Origin of the sequence: Clostridium kluyveri DSM 555 (assembly GCF_000016505.1) — a bacterium.
Classification (GTDB): domain Bacteria; phylum Bacillota; class Clostridia; order Clostridiales; family Clostridiaceae; genus Clostridium_B; species Clostridium_B kluyveri.
Window position 1 is genome coordinate 1,961,609 of sequence record NC_009706.1, and the last position, 21,683, is coordinate 1,983,291.

Consider the following 21,683-nt stretch of genomic DNA (forward strand, 5'->3'; position numbering starts at 1 on the left):
TTATAAGCCTCCTTATACTTGTGGTCCTAATATGAACCATATTACATTGTTGCTGTCTTTGGCAGAGGATACAATCCCAACTTTTTTATTGGTACCAGCAGTTTCAGTTAAAACTTTACTGGTAGCATCAAAGTAAATCGAGGTACCTACTGCAAATTCCTCATCAGTCTTTATCTGATTTGTTTCATATTCTGCCTGTTCAATTGCAAGCACTACTTCTTCTCCCACTGCTGCATCTTGATTGGCAAGTCCAAAGAATCCTCCTATCTGATAAAAGTTTCCTTGTGCAACTTCCTCTGTAGCTGTAAGTCTGACTGATTTACCATCACTGATTTTTCCACTTGATATATTTATTATCGTACTTGGCGTAGGTTGTCCTGTAAATGCCATCTATAATCACTTTCCTTTCCTTAAATTGATATCCTTCTAGTCTTTAATATACCTGATGTTTCGGTTTTATTGTCAATTGAAGTACCTATTCCCGGTGCCATGTCAATATGTTCACCAGATATGAAGCTTTTTACAAAATCATCTTTTAAGATATTATCAATTTCACCTGCTATAATTTCTTTTGTAGCTCCATCTTCAACTTTTAACATCTTTTTAACTAAGTTCTGAGCTATCTCTCCTGCAACTTTTTCTTTTACCAAATCATCTACGACCTTTTTAAATTCTGCTTTTTTAGAATTTTCTACAGCTTCATGGGCTTTTTTAGCTACATCTACTATATCTATCTCACCTGTAACCCCTAGAACTTCCTTTACTTTTTCAAGTGTCTCATTTTCCTTCTTAATAGTATTTACTATATCCATCTCACCAGTTATTTTAAGATTGTCTTTAATCTTATCAAGTAAATTTTCAGCATCAACAGCACTTTTGACATCTGCCATTTCTCCGGCTATTTTTTCTTTTGTAAGTCCCATCTCCCCAAGTACCTGGGAATAGGTAACTTTTCCAGTCTGTAATAATCCATTTAAATTAGCCATAATCTCTTTAAATTCCATAATCGTATTTCCTCCTTTATTATCCATTTCACTTGAAGTTACAGGCTCATATATTCTTTTTTCCATAACTTCCGTCTTATCTCCAAGGGCTATTTTATTATCTTTGTCTATGGAAAATGGTATGCTGTAAAGTTTTGTAGGTTGATCCCTTTGTTCGTGCTCTACTATAACGGTGTTATTATCATATCTGATATTTCTAACCCATACATAGTCTTGACCATCTTTTACGTTTAAAGCACTTTTAACAGATTCCTTCAACTCCTGTTTAAGTTGTTCAAAGGTTCCGTCAAGCTGTTCCCCTTTTGCATCTAAATTATCCATCTCCATACCTACCACATTTGTAGGCATACCTGGCCTGTGAAGTGGTGTCCAATCAATAGACAATGGATTGTATCCCACTACATTTACCCCAGAAGTATCCCTTTTTATCTTTGGATAGCCAAATATACTGACTTCCTTAATTCTTTTGGTTCTTATCCATCTCTTAAGATCAGGAGCAGCCGCATCAACTATTCCCCTAAAATATGCCTTATTGTCTTTCATCTCTGCCCCTACCCAGTGTGTTACAGGGATTTTGAATTCGTTGGACAGGTTTTCTGGTTTTTGGTGCCCCAAAAATCCACTTAATGTATTTTGATTTACATAGTTTACTATATCCTGCAAAGCTTCGGGTTTGTAATTCCAACCTCTCTTACTTTTAGCAGCAGGTATTTCTACAACTACTTCCAGAGGATCTTTGTCCATTGATTTCATTAAATCTATATCTGCCCCTGGAGCTGCTGGAATAGTACCCGGCTTTATTTGAGATATACTTGCATTTATAGGATCTATTTCTCCATAAACTTCACTATCCATCTCTCCTATAGGTTTATATAGGAACATTATTTATCACCTACCTATATTTATATCTCTGTTTTCTTTTTCCATATGCAGAGGCATAAATTAAACATATTAATTTGTATCCAAGCCTCTGCATATCTTTTCCCATTTTCCTCGTATTTTGTAATGTAGTGATGCATTTTTTTCCCTCCTATCTTTTCATATCTTGAAGTGTCTTTCTGAACTCTGTAACAAATTTATTAGTAGCTTTATTGACTAAATCATCTACAAAGATATCATCATCTATTTTTGCATCAACGCATATATTACTCTGAATCAATTCTTCATTGAATACACTTGGATTATCTCTAACAAGCGCATAAATCGCAGTTTCTAAATCATAGATTTGTTTATGTTCTAATCCCACATTGTAAACAAAATTAAATTGTTCAAGTATTTCATGGATAAATACTGATTCTTTCATTGATTGTGGTAGGCTTTTATCAATGTCTATACTTAATTTATCAGCACAGCTTTCACCAATTCTATCCCTATCTCTAGCCAAATTTTCAGTATAATTAACTGTATAGATATGTCCTCCAATTTTAACTTTACCAGGTATATTCAAAACAATTCCTCCTTAATTTTAAGCACAATAAAAGCACCTACTATTTTTTAGTAAGTGCTTATTAAATAATTTCTATTTCTTTAGCAATCTCATTTAGAGATTTACCATTAAAAAACGGATCCTTTAACAGTATATCTACGTCATTATAACTTTTATTAACGTTACCATACGACATTGAAATATTATCATGGCTTAACGGAATAATTGAACCATTCACATTATTATAGTTAAACTCTATATCCTGTGTTAGTGACAATATTAAATCTTTAATTGATTGTGCATTCATAAACATCACTCCAATATATCCTTGTGAATTTTCCTTTCCTTTTCAGTTAACTCTCTGGCAGGTCTTCCAACTATTTTTCCATTTTCCCAAATAATATCATGTGCATGTTCTCCGTTTTTACCATATGGGTGCATCTTAGGATTTCCATGATTAGTTGGATTTATTTGTGTTTTCATTTTCCCTTTATTGTCATATATAGTTCTATTATTAACTTTGCCATCCTTACTTAACTTATCTATAATAGAATTAGGTGTAGTTTCTGCCGGAATCTTACCTTTGCTATCTATTCTCCTAATACCATTATAAGGTATTTTACTGATATCATCAATATACATGGAAGATTTCTTGTAAATATTTTGATACCAACTTTCAAGTCCTGGTTCACTTCCTGGATTCTTATTCCACCTTTTAAGCCTGTCAACAAAATCACTGGGGTTTTCATTTACTGTAAGTGTTACGCAGAGGCAATTCGGGTGGAAGGGATATGCTGGAGCTTTATCAACTGGGTAACAACCAATTCCAAGTCCGTATTCATCAACACCACATATATGGTCGCATATATCATATTTGGGATGTGAACCTGATAGTATAAATTTGACTCCACTGCATGAAGGGCTTACCATAGCACTTTGAATGGTAGCTTCACCGTATGCAGCAGTCATTTCGGTTCTTGCAAGTCTTAGAGATTCATAGCATATATCCTCTGGCACCCTGCTTCCCATTCTTTCCATCATATTAGGATACTGTTTTGCCAATGTTTTTTTGCCAGTTTTTACATACTTCTCAAGCATCCTAGCAGTCTTTACACAGTCTTGCCCTTCAGCCACTGCACCCTGGATTATCTCAGTCATATTGACCCTGTAATGTTTTGATTTACTCCATATCCTGTCTGAAATGTATAAACCCTCATGAGTTCTTGACCAACAGGTTTCTATAGCTCGTTGATTTGCACTGAAATGTAAATTTCTAACCTTAGATGCAGATACCTTAGATACTCCAGCTTCCTGAACTGCTTTAATATCTATGGCCTTTGCATACTCTGTAGCTGCTTCTGCATTTGCCTTGATATATTTTTCAAGATTCATAGTGAGCTGGCCTTCCAGTTTATCCTGCTGTTTCTTAAGAGCAGTAATGAGAGTTTCCAGTTGTCTTCTCCTAATCTTAGAGGTACCTTCTTTTTTAAGCTCATTAGATATATCATGGACAAGTCTTACATACAATGCTCTTATTTCAGTTTCATTGTTAAGTCTCAGGTCTATATACTTACTTCTGGCCTTAAGTGCCCATGTTTTGTAATCACCTGCTGTCTTTTTAAGATCGTCTATTTCCTTACTCATTTACAGTACCCTCCTGAGTACTTAAATTATTTATTTCATCATCAAGCTTTTTCTTTTCATCATCAAGGCCGCCTGAATCCTGCATCCTAAAGTTGAGCATCTTATCTTTAATTATCTTTTCCCTTTCACCAACTATACCCTCATCACTAGATATGTAATCACTCATGGTATCAACATACCCTGAAAGGAAATTAGCAGCAGATTCCACTGAAATAAATCCTCCTGTAATCGCAGTTTCAAGGGCAGTTGCAATATAGTTAAGAGTTTCAGCACTTTCCTTATTATCCTTAGGAGTGACTTCATCCCACCCCAAGGTAACATCATAACTTGCAAAATTACCACCTGCAGATTGAGCAGACATTATGAGTACCATCCTTGCAAGTATACGCCATTGTTCAGTGAATTGTTCCCTCTTACGCCTTATCTTATTGGCCATTATAGGCATCTGCTCTTTTACACTGGCAAGAGCACTTGGAGTATGTACCCCAAATACAAATTCAGGGACTTCACTAACATCAACAATACAATAAAATAAGAGGCTTAACAGTACCTTTGCATCACCTGTGGCACTATTAACCTCTACAAATCCTGCATCTTCATCAGATGCCATAAATAAGACCTCATGTCCATCTAAGTTTATTTTTCCACCATCTTTTGCAAACTTTACTGGATCTTCAACTCCAAAATTATTGGCCAAGAAACTTTTAACATCCTTAAGTTTCATCTTCAATTTAGGAGTACTATGCATTTTGCTTCCCTTTAATGCATGAAGCATAACATCATGATAGGCTTTTAGTAATGGTTCTATAGGTTCAATATCACTCTGCCCATACTTTAGTGTTTCATCAGGTTCATTTTTAAAATGCACTATAGGAATGAAACCCCAAGGATTAGGTATTGTACCTGCTTGTATACCTTCTGGAGTATCTCCTGTTATTTGTATAGTCCTTTCAGTAGCTGTTATGGCTTGAGTGATATCACATTTAAATTTATTGCCCTCTATGTCCTGCCATTCCTGATGGCTTTTTAAAATATATGCGGTTGGTTCCCCTGTGGTAGGGTCAAGTAATATATCCTTAATTTGCTCTGGAGGGATAAAATTATAAACCAATCTATTAGGTTTATCGGGGTATAGTGGATTGGCAACCTCTTCCCTTGTAATCCATACATAGCTGTCACCAAGTTTCAAGGCATCAGTATGTGTCTTAAGCATCTGCGAGGTATTATCAAGAATAAAATCATCAAGAATCTCCTGTGCTGATTCATCTGCACAGTCAAAGTGAGGTACCCCCATAAAACCTACAGTGGAATTTATTATAGGTCTTACAAAAGGAGCACCCAATTTATAGTCGTCATTATTATTCTGATATAATTGCCTTGCAAGTTCATAATCCACCTGTGAACTATCCAATTGATATGTTGATGTAGCAGCTCCACCAGATATACGCATCTGCTCACCTTTCGGATTCAGCAGTTTCAATTTTACACTTTTAATAAAAGACTTTAACCCCATATTCTCACCCCTTTCAATAAAGATAAATCACTACTTGATACTGGATACAATGTTTGGATTAAATATCTAAGTGCATCCATAGCATGGTCATTCTGCTTTAATGGTTTATCCTCACCATGTTTTTGTGCTTTATCATCCCATATATAAGACTCAAATTCTTTTATGAGATTAGGACACCTGTTCTTAACTATATGAATTCTTTCATCATTGAGCCATGTCGTTACATTACTTATTCCATCTATTACGGTATTATCTGCTTCAAGTACGGATATTCCATCTTGTCTAAATAAGTTAATTAGTGATGTAGCTGATGGGTCTATTATTACGTTTCTAGGTTTTATACCTTTAGCAAAATCTTTGTAATCCGATAGGAATAAATTATCTGTCTTAGGGCTACCGCCATCACCTTTGTTATAATATTCATCAACTATGAATATATGTGGTATATGTTCATACAACCTAACTGCGGCTTTCAAATACACGTGGGGATTTGTTATCCCATAATCGCATGGGATATAAAATATTAAATTGTCTCTAGGAACCTCATCTATTGATATACAATGCTTTTTCTCATCAAATCCAGGGTATATAACTCCATCTGCCATTACCCATAACCCTTTGATAAATCGATCATAAAATAATCCCGAATAAGCTTTTTTTATATTTTCCTTATATTCCTCACTTAAAGTTAAATTATCATCTAAATCAAAGTGCCAATGGCAATATTCATTCTCCTTGCACTTATCAATATATTCAGTTCTTATATAGTGATAAGGACTATCTGGATTAGTTGTCCAAAAAGCCTTTGCGCCTTTTAAACTCATTCTTGATAATGCTTGTTTAACGAAACTCTCATGATGCAGCGTTATTTCATCAGCCATCCATCCACCAATAGTGATACCTCTTATCTTCCCCTCGTCATTTGCTTTGGAGCCTCCTCTGCAGTAACATATTTTTGTTCTGCCATCATAATTTATTATAAGTTGGGCTCCACCTTTAGAACTATCCTGATAAGACGCTTTATTTTGGCCAAGAATATATATCATATCTCCTATAACATTTCTATATAATGAATCAGTGCTTTCACCTGACATGAGAAATTTATCATACGGAGAATTCAGTATAAATAAAGTCCATGCTAGATTTACTATAAATGTTTTACCACTCCTTACACTTCCTTCAAGAATATTAATAAAGCCCATTTGATTATTTAATAATTTCTTCACAACATCCTTTTGTTTAGGAGAATATTTATAACTCATTTTTCAAACCTTCCAGCATCTCTTTTAATACTCCATCATTTCCTTTATCCTTATCAGGATTTTTAACCTTCTCCACCTCAGCCCTAAGCTTTTCCATCCTCAACCTCTGTTCTTCTGTTGCCATGTCTGGGTTGTTATGAACCATCTCATCATGTTGCTTGATAAGGCTCCTTAACTCTGCCATAGCCCTTGATTGAGCTTTAAGGAATGTGGCTTGTCTGTCCCATGCAAATTGGAACTCATATTCAAATTCTTTTTCTGATTCATTAGTGGAAGTTTTCTGCGTGCTTCTATCTTTAGTCTTAACCTTGGACTTTTTAAGTTCCTTAATCATTTCCTCTTTACTCTTAACATCCATAATTCTCTGAGACCTTGCTATGGCCGTATATTGAATTATTATATTTTCCCAGAGCATATCCAAAGGATTTTTAATCATAATATCCTGCACCACCTCCATTGTTTCAGGCGGAAAAATCTTAGAAAAAAAGCCATGGGATTCAGCGTTTTTGTTTCCCTTTGGTACGCTGCTCACATGACCTTTTGAATTCTTATTTTGTGGTTGGCCGCCCTTTTTTCGTTTAGTTGCGCAACTATTCCCGTTTGATTGCGCAACTTTATTTTTATTGTCCCAATTATCCTGAGCTTTCCAATTTCTAACCTGACTTTCGGAAACATTTAAAACCTTTGCTATATCCTTACATAATAGTGTTTTACCCGATTCTAAGTACATTTGTTTAGCTTTATCCCGGTTCGGGCTTCTCTGTCTCGGCATCTCTACATTGTCACCACCTGCCTCATTCGTTTTGTTTGGGGGATGAAGAAAGAGCCCTGTTGGGGGGCTCTTTGAATACTATAAAAATATATCTTCTTCAAAACTAGATTCTTCTTCAATTTGATTCTTCAGTTTAACACATTCATCGTAATTGAATATATATTTTTCACGTGATAGATTAATCTTATTACTATGGTTGAAAACAATTAAAAATTCATTAAGCAGACCAAAAGTTTCTTCTTCATTTGTGGTATTTTCATTTTCTATACTTAATATATATTTATCACTATCAAAACTTTCAACAGATCTATATAAATCAATTAAATCATCTTCACTTCTAACCCTCTTTACTATAGAAGAATTTTTGCTAGTCAATAAATCTATCAGCACATCCAAATCTTTATCTTTGCTATAGCATCCAATTGCCATATTAAAATACTTAGTGTGTATAATGCGACGTTTACTTAACCTAGACTTATCCCATTGTTCAAAAATATCACTGCTTATATACCTTTTTCCCGATTTATCTTTATCAAAAAATCCTATATAAACTTCATCATAAATAAAATTTATATTTTTTCTTATATCCAACACTCGTCTATCATAACTCTCATATTTTTTGTCTGTATACGAACTATCATAATATTCAATAAACTCTTTTATAATTGGATAAACTATTGCTTTTCTAAACTCCTTATAATCTATATCATAACAAAAATCTAATACATTATAATACTTAGATATTTTTTCTCCTTGTATCATTGTCCATAAATACACATCTTGTTTCTCCTTTGAATCATAGCAAATATAACTCGCCGCAAAATATTCTTGAAATGACTTGTGAATCCATCTATATTCAACGCCATCTTTTATAAATATCGGAACAGCATGAACAATATCATAAATGAAATCATTTGCTTTAAACTGTATTCCTACCGCCATTGATTTCGCTTTATTTACTATTTTAATAAGCTCCTCCTTGCAATAACTTATCCCTTTGCTTAATGTAATAAATCCTAATATTCTAAGCACCCTATGAAAATCCTCTATATCAAGTTTGCTATTTTTAGGATGTACATAGGCTCCTCCTTTAGTTCTATCATGATCCTGAAATAAAGCATCATATACTTGCCTATAAAATATTTGTTTTTTGTAAGGAACTACCCTTTTATATTGAAAAGCTATATAAAGTAATGAAACCATTAAAGGATTTACCAAAAATTCATCAATTATTCTTAAATTTTCTTCACCATTAAGACTTCTTATTAATTCTTTTGATAGTTCTCCATTATTGTCATATTTACAAATTAATTCGTATGCTTCCTTTTTAGTTAATGCTTTTATATCAAACCTTTGAAAATCTGAAAAACAACTGAGAGCATTTTCATCTCTAGATGATATCACAAAATTATTACTCAAATTTTTTGTAGTTGAAGTTTTTGATATGAAATTTTGTAGATTTTCTGTAACTTCTTTCTTGTTTTCATCTATTATCTCATCATATCCATCAAAGAAAAACACGAAACCACCTTCTTCAATTAAATCTAAAATCTCCTTTTTACTAAAATATTCTTTTATGCCATTAATTTCACTAACAATAAAATCAATTATAGAAGTATCTACTTTTAATTTTCTTAGTTCTATTAACACCGGAATACCCTTATTTTCTTTTATAATACTCAGATATAAATATTTTAATATAGTTGATTTCCCCATTCCAGCACTATCTACCAATAAAACTTTGCTATAATGTGGTACAAAATTATCATGATATCTATCTATACAAATTCTAACATTATCTTTATTATTTGTTGAACATTTTGATACATTTAATGGTATGTATAAATCATCTATAGTCTTTTGCTGATTTTTAAAAGCAATAGTATTCATATATAAATTGCTATTATACGAACGCTCCATATATTCATTAAATTTATCTTCAAAGCCCAATTTATTATTAATATTTAGTAGTTCTAGCCGCGGCTTTATATATGTACTTATAACTAATTTTATCATTTCACTTATACCAGCAGTAACTGCTATCTTTGTAAATTCTTCCATACATTGCTTACCCCCTTGTTTGTATTAACCTTCTACAAAATAACCCAAAATTCCTCCTAAATTTTAGAGGAATTTAACATTTTATGTTGAATATTGGTATTGAAGGAGGTGATTGCTGTGGGTAAAAATCAACATGTTACTTATAATAAAGATGATAACACTTGGAATGTAAAAGGTGAAGGCAATTCTAAAGCAACTAAAATTACCAACACCAAACAAGAAGCTGTTAATATTGCTAGGAAAATAGCCAATAATCAAGATTCAGAATTAGTTATCCATGGAAAGGATAATAAAATCCAATCCAAGGATAGCCACAGACATGATCCTTTTCCACCAAAAGGTTAATTTCTATCATAATTAGGAGTTAGCCTTATCCTATAACCACTAGCTGCGTCAGCATCTTCATTTGTTATTTCAGCTATGGTTGTATGATTTTCTTCGTCAGTTTCAACAACTATTTTAGTATATTTATCTGATAACACATCTATACTCTCCATTATATTCTCACCTCACCCTCCTAACAGCACCCTTGACCCTCCTGTAGCACTCATGCCGTATCAATTTTTCTATATCAGAAAAGGAGAGGTATTCGCCTCTCCCTGGTTTGTCTTTATTTAGTTTTCTATCCTGGTTAAGCTTTTCTTTTAAGATTTCTCTTATCTTCATACCTCTCACCTATTTCTTTTTTACGTAAGAAGAGTATATCTGAAATTTAAATATTAGTGTAAAAAGGAGATATGTTAAACAGATATACTCATAGCAAGTAACTATCTGGAGGTTAGTTACACTTATATTCATATATATGCTCTAACTTTAATATTTATACACTCTCTAATGATTCTCAACTCTTATTCACAGATTTGATATTTTACTCATAGTATGACATTGTAAACAAACTTACGGAGGTACCTATGAGTATCAATGATTCTAATGACAACTCCAATGACAAAGTTGAAAATTCTTATGACTTTGGAGCTTCCATGTATTGCCCATACTGCTCAATGCCCTATACTGGACCAATCCAAGATGAATATATAGATGTAGATCCTTATGATAAAGACTTTGATGAAAATTTTGATGATGACTTCAATCCCGGATATAGACAAAGACGTCGTAGAAGACGTAGGCGTAGACGCAGAAGGCATAGACGTGGGTTCCCTCTTTGGCCATTAATATTTTTCTACGACGACTGGTATTGGTAATAAAAAATATTTTACACTTTATAAATATACTTAATTTAATCATTATAAAAAATAAGCACCCTAAATAATGAGTGCTTATTTTAATAATATTATTTTTTAAGGATAGAATCTTGATACATCAATTTCTGGCGGTTGCATTTTAAGTTTTAAGTGCCCTGCAACCACAGACACAGACTTAAATTTACATTTGGTGGGAACCTAATTTATAAGCCATTTTTTTATTATATACATTACTTGTTACAATCCAATGTCCTATGTGACAACTATTTGTAAACAATGCAAAATAGACACTGCATTAACAGTGCCTATCTCTGACATACACATATATAGTTTTATTTTATTTGCGGTTTCCCGCATTGGTAGCTATACTTTAGGCTATAGCCAAACCTGTATACTTAAGAAAGAATAATTCTATATTTCATGCCACCATTAAAATTAAAAATCAATTCTTTATTCGTAAAACTAATATCCAAAACTCCATCTTCCGTTATCGTGACCATTGGAGCAATAGACTTTACGCCAACGTCACACCCACACTCGAAAAGTGTAATCGTTGATTCTGCTACACCTTTACTTTTGGGTTTTCCCCAATCTTCTTCCTTGAAATCTTCTATGCAGAATACTCTCTCTATTTTATTATTATCTATGATATTACATGCTTTCTCAAAAGAAATGTCCATATTTTCCCCCATACATCCTCTTTAATATTATCCTAATATATAGTACTATTTCCTTTGAGTAAAAGCAAGGCCCCATTTAACCCTGGAGCCAGAGGTTTATTTTAAGAGGGTATTAAAATTAAAATTTAACTTTATTTTCATTTGCCAATCTTCTCGGAGTGTCCCATGTAACTACAGGAGCAACCTCTTTATTTATTACTATATCCCCGTCAGGATTCGTTTTATATATAGACCTATTCTTTTTTACAAACGCACTATCACCTATATATTTATTTGCTTCATAGTTAACTGCCTTTACCACCTCTCGTCTACATGTTAAGGCAACCCTATGTTCACATTTTAAATTACTAAAATTTCTTTGGATGCATTTTTCTACAGTATCTTTTTTAATATTTAATTTTCTAGCAATCTCAGGGGCTGTTAACCCATCTAAATACAAAATCTTAACTTCTTCTTTATTTAACACAGCTCTCAAATCATCAGCTCCTAAAAAAGAATATAGTTCACCCAAACCATAAAAGTGGACATGTTTTATTTTTACCAAATTGAATTCTTTGAATTTCATTTATATTATATACTATTTCTTAATGTATTTTGTCCCAACTTTGTCCTATTTTTGTCTCAAATTTGTCTCATTTTTGTCCTATTTTTGTCTCAAGATTTTTTAAGATTAAAAAAGGCAACAGCATTATTTTTCAGCTATTACCATACACCCCTTCCCACTTAACAATATCCTCCAGTATATCCTCTCGCCACCTATAGGCAGTGCTTCTCACGCCACCATACATTTCATTTGCTATCCACCCAACACCCTTGTTTAGCTTGTACTTATAAATAATAAATTGCATAATTTCTTCTGATAGTGGAGGGACTGTCAGGACTTTCTTCAACAGAGCTGTATTTCTTTTTAACTGCCTTATCCTGGACATATTCTTACGGAATTTTCTATTTACATATTTTAGTTCACTCTTAAGCTCCTTAATTTCTTTTGCATCTTCCTTTTCACTCGAGTGCTTTATATCCCACTGGATACTTTCCTCCTGATCCTGCAGGTCTTTACATTCCAATTCCAAAGCTTCCATCTCTTTCAAATCCCTAAAATAGCCATACAGCTTACCTTCTGTTCTTTTAAATGTTTCTTTGTCCAACATACAGTTCCCTCCCATGTACTTATTTAATTATGTCTAATTTCTAACCCCTCACTTACCCATCTGCTTCAAATCATCCTTAAAAGCCCTGGAATTACAAATCATATTGACATATTCTTTTATTTTAAGCTTCGGAACCTTAGTACTTTCCTTTTTCTTCTCTATATCAACATCAATTTGTTTTATGGTTAGGTTAAGAGAATTAATTTCTTCCTGCAGCAATTGGATTTTATCAAAATACCTTTCTCTTTCCAGAGTTTTGGCATTTACATAATCGACTATGGATCTTTCACTTTCTTCTAAATCTTCCTTCAGTAAATTTATTTCCATCAGAAGATCCTTAACAATATTTCTATTGGTTTTCCCAGGGAACCCAAAGTCTACTTTAATAAGTGTAACAATTACTGATTCATCTTTACTCAAAACAAGGAGTATATCATCCTTCACGTAAAATCTCCTGACTACCTTATCCTCACCAATCCGGTCCTCTATTAAGAAATCAGAATAAGTAAATATCTTATTTACATCCTGTATTATACGTTCATTATTGGCTGCCACATATTCCTGGACAGCAAAGTTACCAGTTATACCTTTCACTCTTTCTACATATCTCGTTTTGCAGTGTTTGGTCAAATCTATATGTTTACGTTCTGCCATTACTTCCATACAATCCCTCCATGCCCATTCTTTTTAAACTAACTTTCTACCGCATATAGGACAATACTTTATCTTAAAATGTCCTTGTGCAAGTCTATGCCTAAATAATACTATTCTAGGTTTATCACCTTTCAGTTGAAATATTACAGCTTCATTAGGTTGTGTTTCTTTACTGTCAGGGCTTTTATTTACAAGAATGCTTTTTCCATATTCACCGTCACAATATTGGCACATAAGCTATTCCTCCTTAACTTATTTACCTCCCATGCCTGTCCCATTCCTTTTTAAAATTCTTATAACTCTTAGCACTTTCCTTCCTGCAATTCCTAACAACTACATAAAGGCCTATTATCCCAACTATACTCAACAGAACCCATGCTCCCAAAAACACATACCCTAATTTTATTAAATGTTCCATCTACTCACCTTTTCCATAATCATCTATTTAACATTTCTAAAAAGCTTTATCTTATCTACCGTATTTAAAAAATCATATATGGTTTTCCTTTTCATTTCTCTTGTAAAGGCCATTTCATAACGCTTAACAAAATCATCTGCTGCAATATCTAATATGTTAAGATTATTTCCACTTTCATTTTTTGTATTTGCTTCATTGGGTGTATTTGCTTTATTGACTTTTGCTAAATTATTTTTTAACCATTCATGAGCCTCATTAACTTTTTTCATTTCTTCATCTTTCCCTGTAATATCAGGATGAACCTCTTTTGCTTTAGCTCTATATGCTTTTGAAAGCTGTTCTTCTGATATCGGAAACTTTTTTTCCATTCCTAAAACCTTAAAGGCTTCATTGGCATTCATCTAATCACCTTCCTTCAATTTAACGCTTACAACCAAAGGATCATCCTTTAGATGCTTTCTAGTATAAACCAAGCTATATGGTAACAAACTTGTCAAACACCCTTTTATACCCCATATAATTAAAAATGGTGCTGTAATTATAACTCCAACAACAGATAAAATAAGTTTGAATAACCCAAGATATGTTTCCTTTATATTCTTAAAATAATATCCTTTATTTCTAAAAACAAATACATACTGAATTCTCTTATTTGGATTATATTTAATTCTAATTTTTTTCAATATTCTCTGCTGCTGAATAGTTTTTATTATAGTCATCTACTCACCTTCTTTAAATTCCCATGTATAATAAATCCAATTTTGCACATACTATCTTTGTGTTCCATTATGTAATTATGTTTTAATGTATGTGTAACATAATTAATCCTTATGCCGGGGATTATTTATCCCCGGTGTTTAGTTTTATTACAAAGTATTTGTATCACGAATCAACTTCTAGCCACTGATCAATTAATCCATACAATTGAACAGCATCCCAGGAATATTCAGCCTCTATACAAATATGTTGACCACCAAGCTCCCCAAATGTAATTCTTACAGTCCCTCCTATTTCATCATCCCATATAAATTCAAAGCCATTTTCAATAGACATTACATTGTCTGGTGTTGCAATGTCTTTAAATTTCATTTCATCTATACTTAAACTTGATTCATCAGCTATATGCTTTTTTAAAGAATTATTGATATCTTTATCCATATCATGGTATATGAATAAGACGTTTTTTAACTCCATATTTACACCTACTTCCTACTTGCATTAAAATTAACCTCTGCACAAGCCTCACAACCCCTGTCAACCAACTTTTTATTATGCCTATGGAATCCCTGGACTATGTCAAAATTCTCTCTAAAAAGCTTGGCCAAGATTCCTATACCCACCTGAATAACGTCCAGCACCTCTTCCATTATCTTTTTCTTATCTCCAGAGGAGAGAGCTTCACACAGCTCTCCTGCTTCCTCCAAAACTTTCTTTTTCCAATCCTGCCAGGTCATTGTCCTGTGGTCTATTTTATTACCTTTGCGGTCTATTAGTTTTCTAAGCACCATTAGCTTTAGTTTCAATGTGTTCACCTTCTCAATTCTTCAATTTGTCTTATATATCCAGAAGCCATAGCTTTATACTGTTCTGGCCTATCTGGTAATAGCTTTTCTTTTAGGCATTGCAAGCTCTTTTCTAGTCTATCTATTTGTTCCTTCTTGGATTTATCCATACATCACACTTCTTTCAATTAGCTTTATCAAATATACTTACTTGCCTATCTGCCTTTTTAAGCATACTGAAATCACTATCATCAAACCCATCAAGTATGTTAGGTATTGGACTCATGGTAGTTTCCCATCCATAACCCATGGTCCCTATTATCTCTTTCTATCCTTTTACATCAGGTGTTCTTAGTTTGTCCCCATCTATTTGCTTTAGGCAGCTATAAATCAACGCAATTATCTGTTCTTTAGAGATTCTCTCCGTCCAGAATTCTCTGCTTTCAATGATGAATTCATAACCTGTAAGAATTGTAAGCTGCTTTGGAGCTTTCTTAATCCACATGACATCATCATCACGCTTTAATTCATCTCCCATATAGTCCGTATCCTCAATGAATAAAATCTTATTTATATTTACACTTGTAAATTCAGGAACCTTCTCTTTGAACTTGTCTTTTATTTTTTGAGCTAGAGGAGCATAGAATTCATTCTTTATCCAATGTCTAGAATCATATTTTCCGTTATTCAATTCTCTTATCTTTTGTATTACCCCATTTCCAGTGGACTGAACATACTGCAAATTAAATCCCGAACATTCTATTTCTCTCACATGTCCAGTGCGGTCATCAATTATCTTTATTCTAGGCATTTTTCTTACTCTCCCTTCTTCTTTTCTTCAACTCCTTGAAGTCTATCCAGCCACTTTCACTGTACTTCAGGCTTCTTGAAACCCACCTGAAATCCATAGTTGGATGAAGATATTTAAGCATTTTAAATTTAAGCTCTCCTTGTGGTGTACTATCACCCTTAACATCAATATAAGTTTCCGTACCATCAAGGTTGTATATTAAAAAATCCAAAGTATACGTAGCCGGTCTTTCCTTTTTGCCCTTATATTCAAAAGCCGGTATAAGAGTAAACTTAGGCTGCAATTCAAAATTTTCTATTTCACCTTTGGCCTTAAGTTTTTTCAGATATTCATAATACCTGGCTTCATCTTTAGAATCAAAGGTTATTCCGTCAACCATTGATTTTTTAGCATTATATTTACTTCTCATGCCATCACCTTCTATTCACCAGATTTTCCGCATATCTAAGCTGCTGCTTAATGTATGGATCATCAATGCTACTTCCTTCTCCACTCATCCAATCGGTAATTCTTTTATTTATATCCTCTATAGCTTGAATTGGCAACTTGTTTAAATTTCTATTCAAATCTTCCATGGATTTAATTTCTATCCTCACATAACCACTTCCTTAAGCTCCATAAATTCCTGAATTTCTGCAATTATATCTTTTAAATCTTCTATTTTTACATCTATACTTTTGGACTGTGGCGTATACAAAGTAACATATTTGCCTTCTATAGAAAAACTTAACTTTTCGCCTTCCAATCTAACTATTTTCAATCTTTTCTTAGAATCTTTCGCCGGTCCTTCGCAGTCCTTCGCCGATTTATCAGCTGGCTTCGCTGGCTTATTATTCACAGCAGCAGTCTCTTTTTCAAACTTAGTATTTTCACACAACTCATTTATTTCATCCTCTGTCATCTTTGTTACCTCTAATTTTTTATTTTCTTCTTTGGTTTTTCTTTTCTTAGCCAATTCCTCCAACCTGAATTTTGCAGTATGCTCTTCCAAGTTAAATTTATTTGCAATGCATTTAATTGTTCCGGGACTTATCGAAGGATAGCTAAAGCCACTTTTCTTCAATTCCTCAAGTATCATTTCATCTGTTAAATTTGGTTTCTTTTCTATTTCTTCCTCTTCACCTTCTCCAAAAATATAATCTGCTGCTTTTTCTGCCACCTCATCAACGGAACTTGGATTTTGAGCTTTCCACCTGGAGTAATAGTTCTCTGCTGTCAACCTAGTTATTCCAAATTTACTAACTGCACCTTTTAATAAATCTCCTTTTTCTTGTCCTTTGTTACTGCTAAAATATTCAAAGCACTTTTCTTTATAGCTCATTAATATTCACTCCTTTTTATTTAACAATGCAATATTCACCGCATATCAAACATCTTTTAATAATTCCACCCGACCTAGTTTTGCCAACACTTTTCCAGTAATGATTGCACATCTTAGGACTTTTCTTTTTCATCTTTCTCACCTACTACACTATTACTCTAAAACTCTAATACAGCCTTTTTAAACCTATCTTAATTTCAAGACGATTAATTATACTACTTGTCCCCTTTCCTTTTGAATTTGCTATGCCTATGGCTTGAATTGGCTGTTATTTATACAATCCTTTGGGACTAAACTTATTTACATTGCATTCATCACAACTTTGAGCAGTGTTTTTAATGACTTTCTTGCTACTCCTCCAGCAGTGCAGACATTTATTTTTAATTAACTTCTTTCCACATTTTGCACAAAAGTTGCATGGCATTTTATTTTTATGGCCACAATGAGGGCATTCAAACATTGTGGAATATTTGGATTTATAAATCATACAACCTGCACCTCTCCCACACAGAACTCCGCATACCTAAAACTTTCCCGTCTGTTGTTTTCATTCTTCTTCCATTTAACTAGCACAAGGTAATCTGTACTATCAGCCACGATACCTTTTATGACTTTATATTTTCCACGACTGATTCCCACTTTTAGAGTTATCTTCTCCCCTAGCCTAAAATCCTTCTTCATCCTCCGAATACTCTCCGTAGTGTAGAATGAATCCCTGGGAAGTGTAGGTAATTTACGTTGTATGGGTAAACCTAATTCAGCCCCTATCATGCTCACAAGCGAAGCACTGCACCCCAATTTCTTCGCCATATCCTTCTTAGGTATGATTTCCCAGTTGTCTCTTATAAAGTCCAAATCTTCTTTTTTTCTTTCGAATGCAACTGCCATTTTTATCACCTCAATCAAACAATTTTCATCTGCTCCTCTACCTGAGGCTTATAGTTCATGAGAATTAATTCAGTCCGGACCGGACACTTGTCTCCATCACTTCTGACCTCAATCTGTGAAGCTGTATTGTATTCAACCCTGTACCATCCGGAATATAATTCATCAATCAATGGATCCGGATAATAACAAACCATGGCTTTGCCTTTTATTTTTTCAAGTCTCCTTCTTAGCCTCAAATGGTCCTCTGGTTGAAATCCACCTGCATAAATATTTTCATAGCCTACATAGGGTGGGTCCAGGAAGAACAATGTATCTTCCGTATCGTAGAAATCAATTACCTCCTGAAAATCCCTGCAGAGTATATTCCATGTCTTGATTATTTGGGCCATCTTAGGTATTAAGTTAACTGCGGACCTGTAAGTCCCAGCCTTGTCCTGAGTCTTTGAAAGTCCCAATCCATTTCTATACTTGTGGCCTCCTCCTGAGAATGTCAATCGCATCTTGTAGAAGAACCTGACAGCTCTCTCTAAACTGTCCTCAGGTAGGGGGTCCCATTTGTATTTTTTATAAAGAGCTTCACTGTATGGCAGCCCATCACATGCATGAAATAATTCTTCCGGTCTATCCCTTAAAACAAGCATGTAGTTTATAAGCTCATCATTTTTATCATTGACAACTGTTATTTTGGCCGGAGACTTAACACTCTTGTAAAAAGTCACAGCCCCACTTCCAAAAGTACAGTCCGCAAATATTTTATGTTTAGGCATAAGCTCCAGGTACCGTTCTTCCTTGCCATGTTTGCCGCCAATCCACTTTATGTTGGTTAAATTCTTAAGTTTCACTATCCACCATCCTCACTTTCTAACAAATTCTCGCATCCTGTAATTATGCTCGGCACCTTTAAAAACTATCTCATTGCTCTCTCTTTTTCCTCACGCATTATTAAACGCTTGTATAATATAAACTCTATTAAGCCTTCCCTAAGTTCTTCTACTGGAGCCCTTTCTATGTCTTTCACGCTTATTTCATTGCTTCCACCCTTCAGGTAATTATAAATCTGCCACCTATTTACCATTTACTATTCCCCTCTTCCAAATATTTCAGGGTTATAACTCCCCTCATGAACATAGTCCAGTTCTCTAATCCTCTGGGTATTGCCATCCCAATACAATTTAACAGTTCCTGTCTTTCCATCCCTGCTCTTAGTTACAATAGCTTCCATGATATTTTTTTCCTCTGTTTCTGCGTTATAGTATTCATCCCTGTACAGCATAATAACTATATCTGCATCCTGTTCTATTGACCCTGATTCTCTTAGATCCGAAAGCATAGGTCTATGGTCCGATCTGGCCTCCGGTGCACGAGATAACTGGCATAAAACTACAATTGGTATTTTTAGTTCTTTAGCCAGATTCTTTAGTGCATCTGATATCCTGCTTAATTCCTGATTCCTGTTTTCACCCTGTCCCTGTATTTTCCCAATGTAGTCTATTACGATTAAATCCAGGTCATATTGCAGCTTGGCTTTTCGGGATTTGGAACGTATTTCATTTACCGTCTGGCCACCTTTATCGTCAAAGTATAATTTCTGCTGGCATATGAAATTGGCAGCACTAGCAAGTTTATTCCACTCAGGTGAAGTCAATTCTCCGGTCTTTATTCTCTCAAGTGGTATTTTTGTCAGACTTGAAAACAATCTGTTCATCAGTTTTTCTTTGGTCATTTCAAGACTAAATACCAACACTGACTTACCCTGTTTTGCCACGTTTTCAGATATTTCAAGCATCATGGCACTTTTACCCATGCTGGGTCTTGCCGCAAGTATCACGTAGTCCCCTGGTTCCAGTCCTCCAGTCATGTTATCTATGGACTTTATGCCAGTTGCCAGGCCTGCCAATCCTCCGCCCTTATTGTAATTTTCTTCTATTTTTTCATAGGCATTCATAGCAACTGTCTTGGCCGTGACTATCTCTGAATCCTTATAGCTGTTTATATCCAGAATCTTACTTTCTGCTTTATTTAAAATATCATCCACACTAGAGTTATTGCAGGCATCCAGCATCATTTCATTGGCTATTTTTATTATTTTTCTTTTATTGCTTTTGTCTTTTACTATCAAGGCGTACTCTTTTACGTTTGAAGTCGGAGTGTAGGCTCCCATAAGCTGTGACAGGTAAGTAATTCCCCCGATTTCTTTCAGCCCGTCTTTCAGCTGCTCACTCACTGTTAACAGGTCCATAGCTGCATTTTTTTCATGCAAATTCACTAGAGCTTTAAATATCACCTTGTGATTTTCTCTGTAAAAATCTTCAGGCGTAATTAATTCCAGAGCTATGTCCATGGCCTGATTATTGTTTAGTATAGTGCCTATAACTCCCCTTTCGGCCTCAATACTACTTGGCAAAGCTGTCACGTTATTCAATTTCTAACCTCCCCTGCACTTAGGACATTCCACCCATTCATTGTTTTGTCTCACCACTCCTTTACCTCCACAAACAGGGCAACACCCTTGATTTACAACCTTGTAAGATGGCGGTTTAGGAGCATTCTTTTCTTTCTTGGAAGTTCCACATTCCTCACTTTTTCCTTCCACAAGCCAATTTTTTAAAATTTTCTCCATGTAGCTTAAAATAAATTTATTTTTGTTCTTGACCATAATCTGCATTGCTTCTTTGCACCAGTCATAGCCATAAGTGTTTATAAATATCTTTAAAGCTGCCAAGTGTGCAGTTATATTTTCACCTGGTTTCAGAACTTCCCAATATTTACAAAGTTCTAAAGCGTTATTATCGAGAGAGAGATCTTTTTTCTCTCTTCTCTCTCTCTTATTATCTAGATCTAGATCTTCTTCTCTCTCTCTCTCTCTTATAGCGTGACTGTCACGTGACATTTCGTGACTATCTTGTGACATCACAATTTCCTCTCCTTCTGTCACGTTTTCTTCACTGTTTTTTGGCTCTTCCAGTAACTCCTGCTGTTTTTCTTTTTCCCTTTGCCTTCGTTTTCTAAGTCTATTTCCTTCTCTGATTTTATCCATACTTTCCACATTTTGATGTTTGTCCCAATTAGTTATTTTTAAATCGTTGTTTTCGGACCTTTGAATCATTCCGAATTTTTTCAAAGTATCCAAGGCAAGTCTTACAGTATTAAGAGGTCTATTAAAGATTGCCGATAACATCTCATCAGTGTAGGGTATATCCTCTGCAAGGAATATATACCCTCCTGCATTTGTCTTGCCTGCCTGTACCAAAAGACGCATCCAAATGTAAAATATAGTATCATGTTCAGGCATTGCATCTATTATTTTAATTTTTTCGTCATCAAACATTGCTGTACTTATTTTAATCCACTTAACTTCTGCCATAATCTCACCT

34 protein-coding genes are annotated in these 21,683 nt (G+C 34.2%); 2 read left to right on the forward strand and 32 right to left on the reverse strand.

The features are described 5' to 3' along the window. Nucleotides 1–12 precede the first annotated feature (12 nt). The 9 genes from CKL_RS09170 to CKL_RS09210 all read right to left on the reverse strand — a co-directional run bounded on the left by CKL_RS09170 (nucleotide 13) and on the right by CKL_RS09210 (nucleotide 9,682). On the reverse strand, nucleotides 13–390 hold the full coding sequence (locus tag CKL_RS09170; RefSeq protein ID WP_012102260.1) for a DUF2190 family protein: 378 nt from the start codon (nucleotides 388–390) through the stop codon (nucleotides 13–15). A gap of 20 nt (nucleotides 391–410) precedes the next feature. Next, a complete protein-coding gene (locus tag CKL_RS09175) occupies nucleotides 411–1,886 on the reverse strand; it encodes a hypothetical protein (protein ID WP_012102335.1) in 1,476 nt (491 codons plus the stop codon). Nucleotides 1,887–2,034: 148 nt separating this feature from the next. Continuing rightward, a complete protein-coding gene (locus CKL_RS09180; RefSeq protein ID WP_012102262.1) occupies nucleotides 2,035–2,451 on the reverse strand; it encodes a hypothetical protein in 417 nt (138 codons plus the stop codon). Nucleotides 2,452–2,512: 61 nt separating this feature from the next. Next, a complete protein-coding gene (locus CKL_RS09185; protein ID WP_012102263.1) occupies nucleotides 2,513–2,737 on the reverse strand; it encodes a hypothetical protein in 225 nt (74 codons plus the stop codon). Nucleotides 2,738–2,742: 5 nt separating this feature from the next. Next, a complete protein-coding gene (locus tag CKL_RS09190) occupies nucleotides 2,743–4,074 on the reverse strand; it encodes a hypothetical protein (protein ID WP_012102264.1) in 1,332 nt (443 codons plus the stop codon). Further along, nucleotides 4,067–5,587, reverse strand: coding sequence for a phage portal protein (locus CKL_RS09195; protein WP_012102265.1), 1,521 nt, complete (start codon nucleotides 5,585–5,587; stop codon nucleotides 4,067–4,069). The genes CKL_RS09190 and CKL_RS09195 overlap by 8 nt, the downstream gene beginning before the upstream one ends. Then, on the reverse strand, nucleotides 5,578–6,849 hold the full coding sequence (locus CKL_RS09200; protein ID WP_012102266.1) for a PBSX family phage terminase large subunit: 1,272 nt from the start codon (nucleotides 6,847–6,849) through the stop codon (nucleotides 5,578–5,580). Before CKL_RS09200 ends, CKL_RS09195 begins: the two co-directional genes overlap by 10 nt. Continuing rightward, nucleotides 6,839–7,621 (reverse strand): phage terminase small subunit, encoded by a 783-nt coding sequence (gene terS, locus CKL_RS09205; protein WP_012102268.1) that lies wholly within the window; start codon nucleotides 7,619–7,621, stop codon nucleotides 6,839–6,841. The genes CKL_RS09200 and terS overlap by 11 nt, the downstream gene beginning before the upstream one ends. Before the next feature lie 78 nt (nucleotides 7,622–7,699). Further along, nucleotides 7,700–9,682: an NACHT domain-containing protein gene (locus tag CKL_RS09210; RefSeq protein WP_012102269.1), complete on the reverse strand. Its 1,983-nt coding sequence runs from the start codon at nucleotides 9,680–9,682 to the stop codon at nucleotides 7,700–7,702. A gap of 117 nt (nucleotides 9,683–9,799) precedes the next feature. On the opposite strand from CKL_RS09210, the gene CKL_RS09215 reads away from it, so the two are divergent. Beyond that, nucleotides 9,800–10,027 carry a DUF2188 domain-containing protein gene (locus CKL_RS09215; RefSeq protein ID WP_172634756.1) on the forward strand — a complete coding sequence of 76 codons (228 nt, stop codon included), beginning with the start codon at nucleotides 9,800–9,802 and terminating at the stop codon, nucleotides 10,025–10,027. Here CKL_RS09215 and CKL_RS20675 read toward each other — a convergent pair. Both CKL_RS20675 and CKL_RS20680 read right to left on the reverse strand, forming a co-directional pair. Then, entirely contained in the window at nucleotides 10,024–10,179 is a 156-nt protein-coding gene (locus tag CKL_RS20675) for a hypothetical protein (RefSeq protein WP_172634757.1), read from the reverse strand. The genes CKL_RS09215 and CKL_RS20675 overlap by 4 nt on opposite strands. 7 nt (nucleotides 10,180–10,186) lie before the next feature. Beyond that, nucleotides 10,187–10,348, reverse strand: coding sequence for a hypothetical protein (locus tag CKL_RS20680; RefSeq protein WP_172634758.1), 162 nt, complete (start codon nucleotides 10,346–10,348; stop codon nucleotides 10,187–10,189). Between the two features lie 245 nt (nucleotides 10,349–10,593). Here CKL_RS20680 and CKL_RS09220 point away from each other — a divergent pair, with 245 nt between their 5' ends. Beyond that, nucleotides 10,594–10,884 carry a hypothetical protein gene (locus tag CKL_RS09220; protein WP_012102271.1) on the forward strand — a complete coding sequence of 97 codons (291 nt, stop codon included), beginning with the start codon at nucleotides 10,594–10,596 and terminating at the stop codon, nucleotides 10,882–10,884. 395 nt (nucleotides 10,885–11,279) lie between these two features. Here the strand turns inward: CKL_RS09220 and CKL_RS09225 are convergent, their stop codons facing one another. The 21 genes from CKL_RS09225 to CKL_RS09310 form a co-directional block, all read right to left on the reverse strand. Beyond that, nucleotides 11,280–11,564 (reverse strand): hypothetical protein, encoded by a 285-nt coding sequence (locus CKL_RS09225; RefSeq protein ID WP_012102272.1) that lies wholly within the window; start codon nucleotides 11,562–11,564, stop codon nucleotides 11,280–11,282. A gap of 118 nt (nucleotides 11,565–11,682) precedes the next feature. Beyond that, entirely contained in the window at nucleotides 11,683–12,129 is a 447-nt protein-coding gene (locus tag CKL_RS09230) for a helix-turn-helix transcriptional regulator (protein WP_012620539.1), read from the reverse strand. Nucleotides 12,130–12,259: 130 nt separating this feature from the next. After that, nucleotides 12,260–12,715, reverse strand: coding sequence for a hypothetical protein (locus CKL_RS09235; protein ID WP_012102274.1), 456 nt, complete (start codon nucleotides 12,713–12,715; stop codon nucleotides 12,260–12,262). Between the two features lie 48 nt (nucleotides 12,716–12,763). Next, entirely contained in the window at nucleotides 12,764–13,378 is a 615-nt protein-coding gene (locus CKL_RS09240) for a hypothetical protein (RefSeq protein WP_012102275.1), read from the reverse strand. A gap of 24 nt (nucleotides 13,379–13,402) precedes the next feature. After that, a complete protein-coding gene (locus tag CKL_RS09245; protein WP_012102276.1) occupies nucleotides 13,403–13,603 on the reverse strand; it encodes a hypothetical protein in 201 nt (66 codons plus the stop codon). Nucleotides 13,604–13,625: 22 nt separating this feature from the next. Further along, a complete protein-coding gene (locus CKL_RS20685) occupies nucleotides 13,626–13,787 on the reverse strand; it encodes a hypothetical protein (protein ID WP_155814023.1) in 162 nt (53 codons plus the stop codon). Between the two features lie 23 nt (nucleotides 13,788–13,810). Next, nucleotides 13,811–14,188: a DnaJ domain-containing protein gene (locus CKL_RS09250; protein WP_012102277.1), complete on the reverse strand. Its 378-nt coding sequence runs from the start codon at nucleotides 14,186–14,188 to the stop codon at nucleotides 13,811–13,813. Next, on the reverse strand, nucleotides 14,189–14,506 hold the full coding sequence (locus tag CKL_RS09255; protein ID WP_012102278.1) for a hypothetical protein: 318 nt from the start codon (nucleotides 14,504–14,506) through the stop codon (nucleotides 14,189–14,191). It lies immediately after the preceding gene. Between the two features lie 163 nt (nucleotides 14,507–14,669). Next, nucleotides 14,670–14,981 carry a hypothetical protein gene (locus tag CKL_RS09260; RefSeq protein WP_012102279.1) on the reverse strand — a complete coding sequence of 104 codons (312 nt, stop codon included), beginning with the start codon at nucleotides 14,979–14,981 and terminating at the stop codon, nucleotides 14,670–14,672. 8 nt (nucleotides 14,982–14,989) lie between these two features. Beyond that, a complete protein-coding gene (locus tag CKL_RS09265; RefSeq protein ID WP_012620541.1) occupies nucleotides 14,990–15,319 on the reverse strand; it encodes a MazG-like family protein in 330 nt (109 codons plus the stop codon). After that, entirely contained in the window at nucleotides 15,316–15,459 is a 144-nt protein-coding gene (locus CKL_RS20690) for a hypothetical protein (RefSeq protein WP_155814024.1), read from the reverse strand. The genes CKL_RS09265 and CKL_RS20690 overlap by 4 nt, the downstream gene beginning before the upstream one ends. Nucleotides 15,460–15,473: 14 nt before the next feature. Further along, the gene (locus CKL_RS21535) at nucleotides 15,474–15,599 is read right to left on the reverse strand and encodes a hypothetical protein (protein ID WP_278184159.1); all 126 of its coding nucleotides are present in this window, start codon (nucleotides 15,597–15,599) and stop codon (nucleotides 15,474–15,476) included. Between the two features lie 18 nt (nucleotides 15,600–15,617). Continuing rightward, nucleotides 15,618–16,100 carry a putative metallopeptidase gene (locus CKL_RS09270; RefSeq protein ID WP_012102281.1) on the reverse strand — a complete coding sequence of 161 codons (483 nt, stop codon included), beginning with the start codon at nucleotides 16,098–16,100 and terminating at the stop codon, nucleotides 15,618–15,620. Continuing rightward, nucleotides 16,093–16,509 carry a DUF1064 domain-containing protein gene (locus CKL_RS09275; protein WP_012102282.1) on the reverse strand — a complete coding sequence of 139 codons (417 nt, stop codon included), beginning with the start codon at nucleotides 16,507–16,509 and terminating at the stop codon, nucleotides 16,093–16,095. Before CKL_RS09275 ends, CKL_RS09270 begins: the two co-directional genes overlap by 8 nt. A gap of 4 nt (nucleotides 16,510–16,513) precedes the next feature. After that, the gene (locus tag CKL_RS09280) at nucleotides 16,514–16,696 is read right to left on the reverse strand and encodes a DUF6877 family protein (RefSeq protein ID WP_012103625.1); all 183 of its coding nucleotides are present in this window, start codon (nucleotides 16,694–16,696) and stop codon (nucleotides 16,514–16,516) included. Next, nucleotides 16,693–17,421: a hypothetical protein gene (locus tag CKL_RS09285; protein WP_012102283.1), complete on the reverse strand. Its 729-nt coding sequence runs from the start codon at nucleotides 17,419–17,421 to the stop codon at nucleotides 16,693–16,695. The genes CKL_RS09280 and CKL_RS09285 overlap by 4 nt, the downstream gene beginning before the upstream one ends. A 483-nt stretch (nucleotides 17,422–17,904) precedes the next feature. Further along, a complete protein-coding gene (locus CKL_RS09295; RefSeq protein WP_012102285.1) occupies nucleotides 17,905–18,309 on the reverse strand; it encodes a hypothetical protein in 405 nt (134 codons plus the stop codon). 14 nt (nucleotides 18,310–18,323) lie between these two features. Next, on the reverse strand, nucleotides 18,324–19,151 hold the full coding sequence (locus tag CKL_RS09300) for a DNA adenine methylase (protein WP_012102286.1): 828 nt from the start codon (nucleotides 19,149–19,151) through the stop codon (nucleotides 18,324–18,326). A gap of 65 nt (nucleotides 19,152–19,216) precedes the next feature. Further along, nucleotides 19,217–19,384: a hypothetical protein gene (locus CKL_RS20695; RefSeq protein WP_012102287.1), complete on the reverse strand. Its 168-nt coding sequence runs from the start codon at nucleotides 19,382–19,384 to the stop codon at nucleotides 19,217–19,219. Between the two features lie 3 nt (nucleotides 19,385–19,387). After that, on the reverse strand, nucleotides 19,388–20,722 hold the full coding sequence (gene dnaB / locus CKL_RS09305; RefSeq protein WP_242649492.1) for a replicative DNA helicase: 1,335 nt from the start codon (nucleotides 20,720–20,722) through the stop codon (nucleotides 19,388–19,390). 12 nt (nucleotides 20,723–20,734) lie between these two features. Then, on the reverse strand, nucleotides 20,735–21,673 hold the full coding sequence (locus tag CKL_RS09310; RefSeq protein ID WP_012102289.1) for a phage replisome organizer N-terminal domain-containing protein: 939 nt from the start codon (nucleotides 21,671–21,673) through the stop codon (nucleotides 20,735–20,737). Nucleotides 21,674–21,683: the final 10 nt, after the last annotated feature.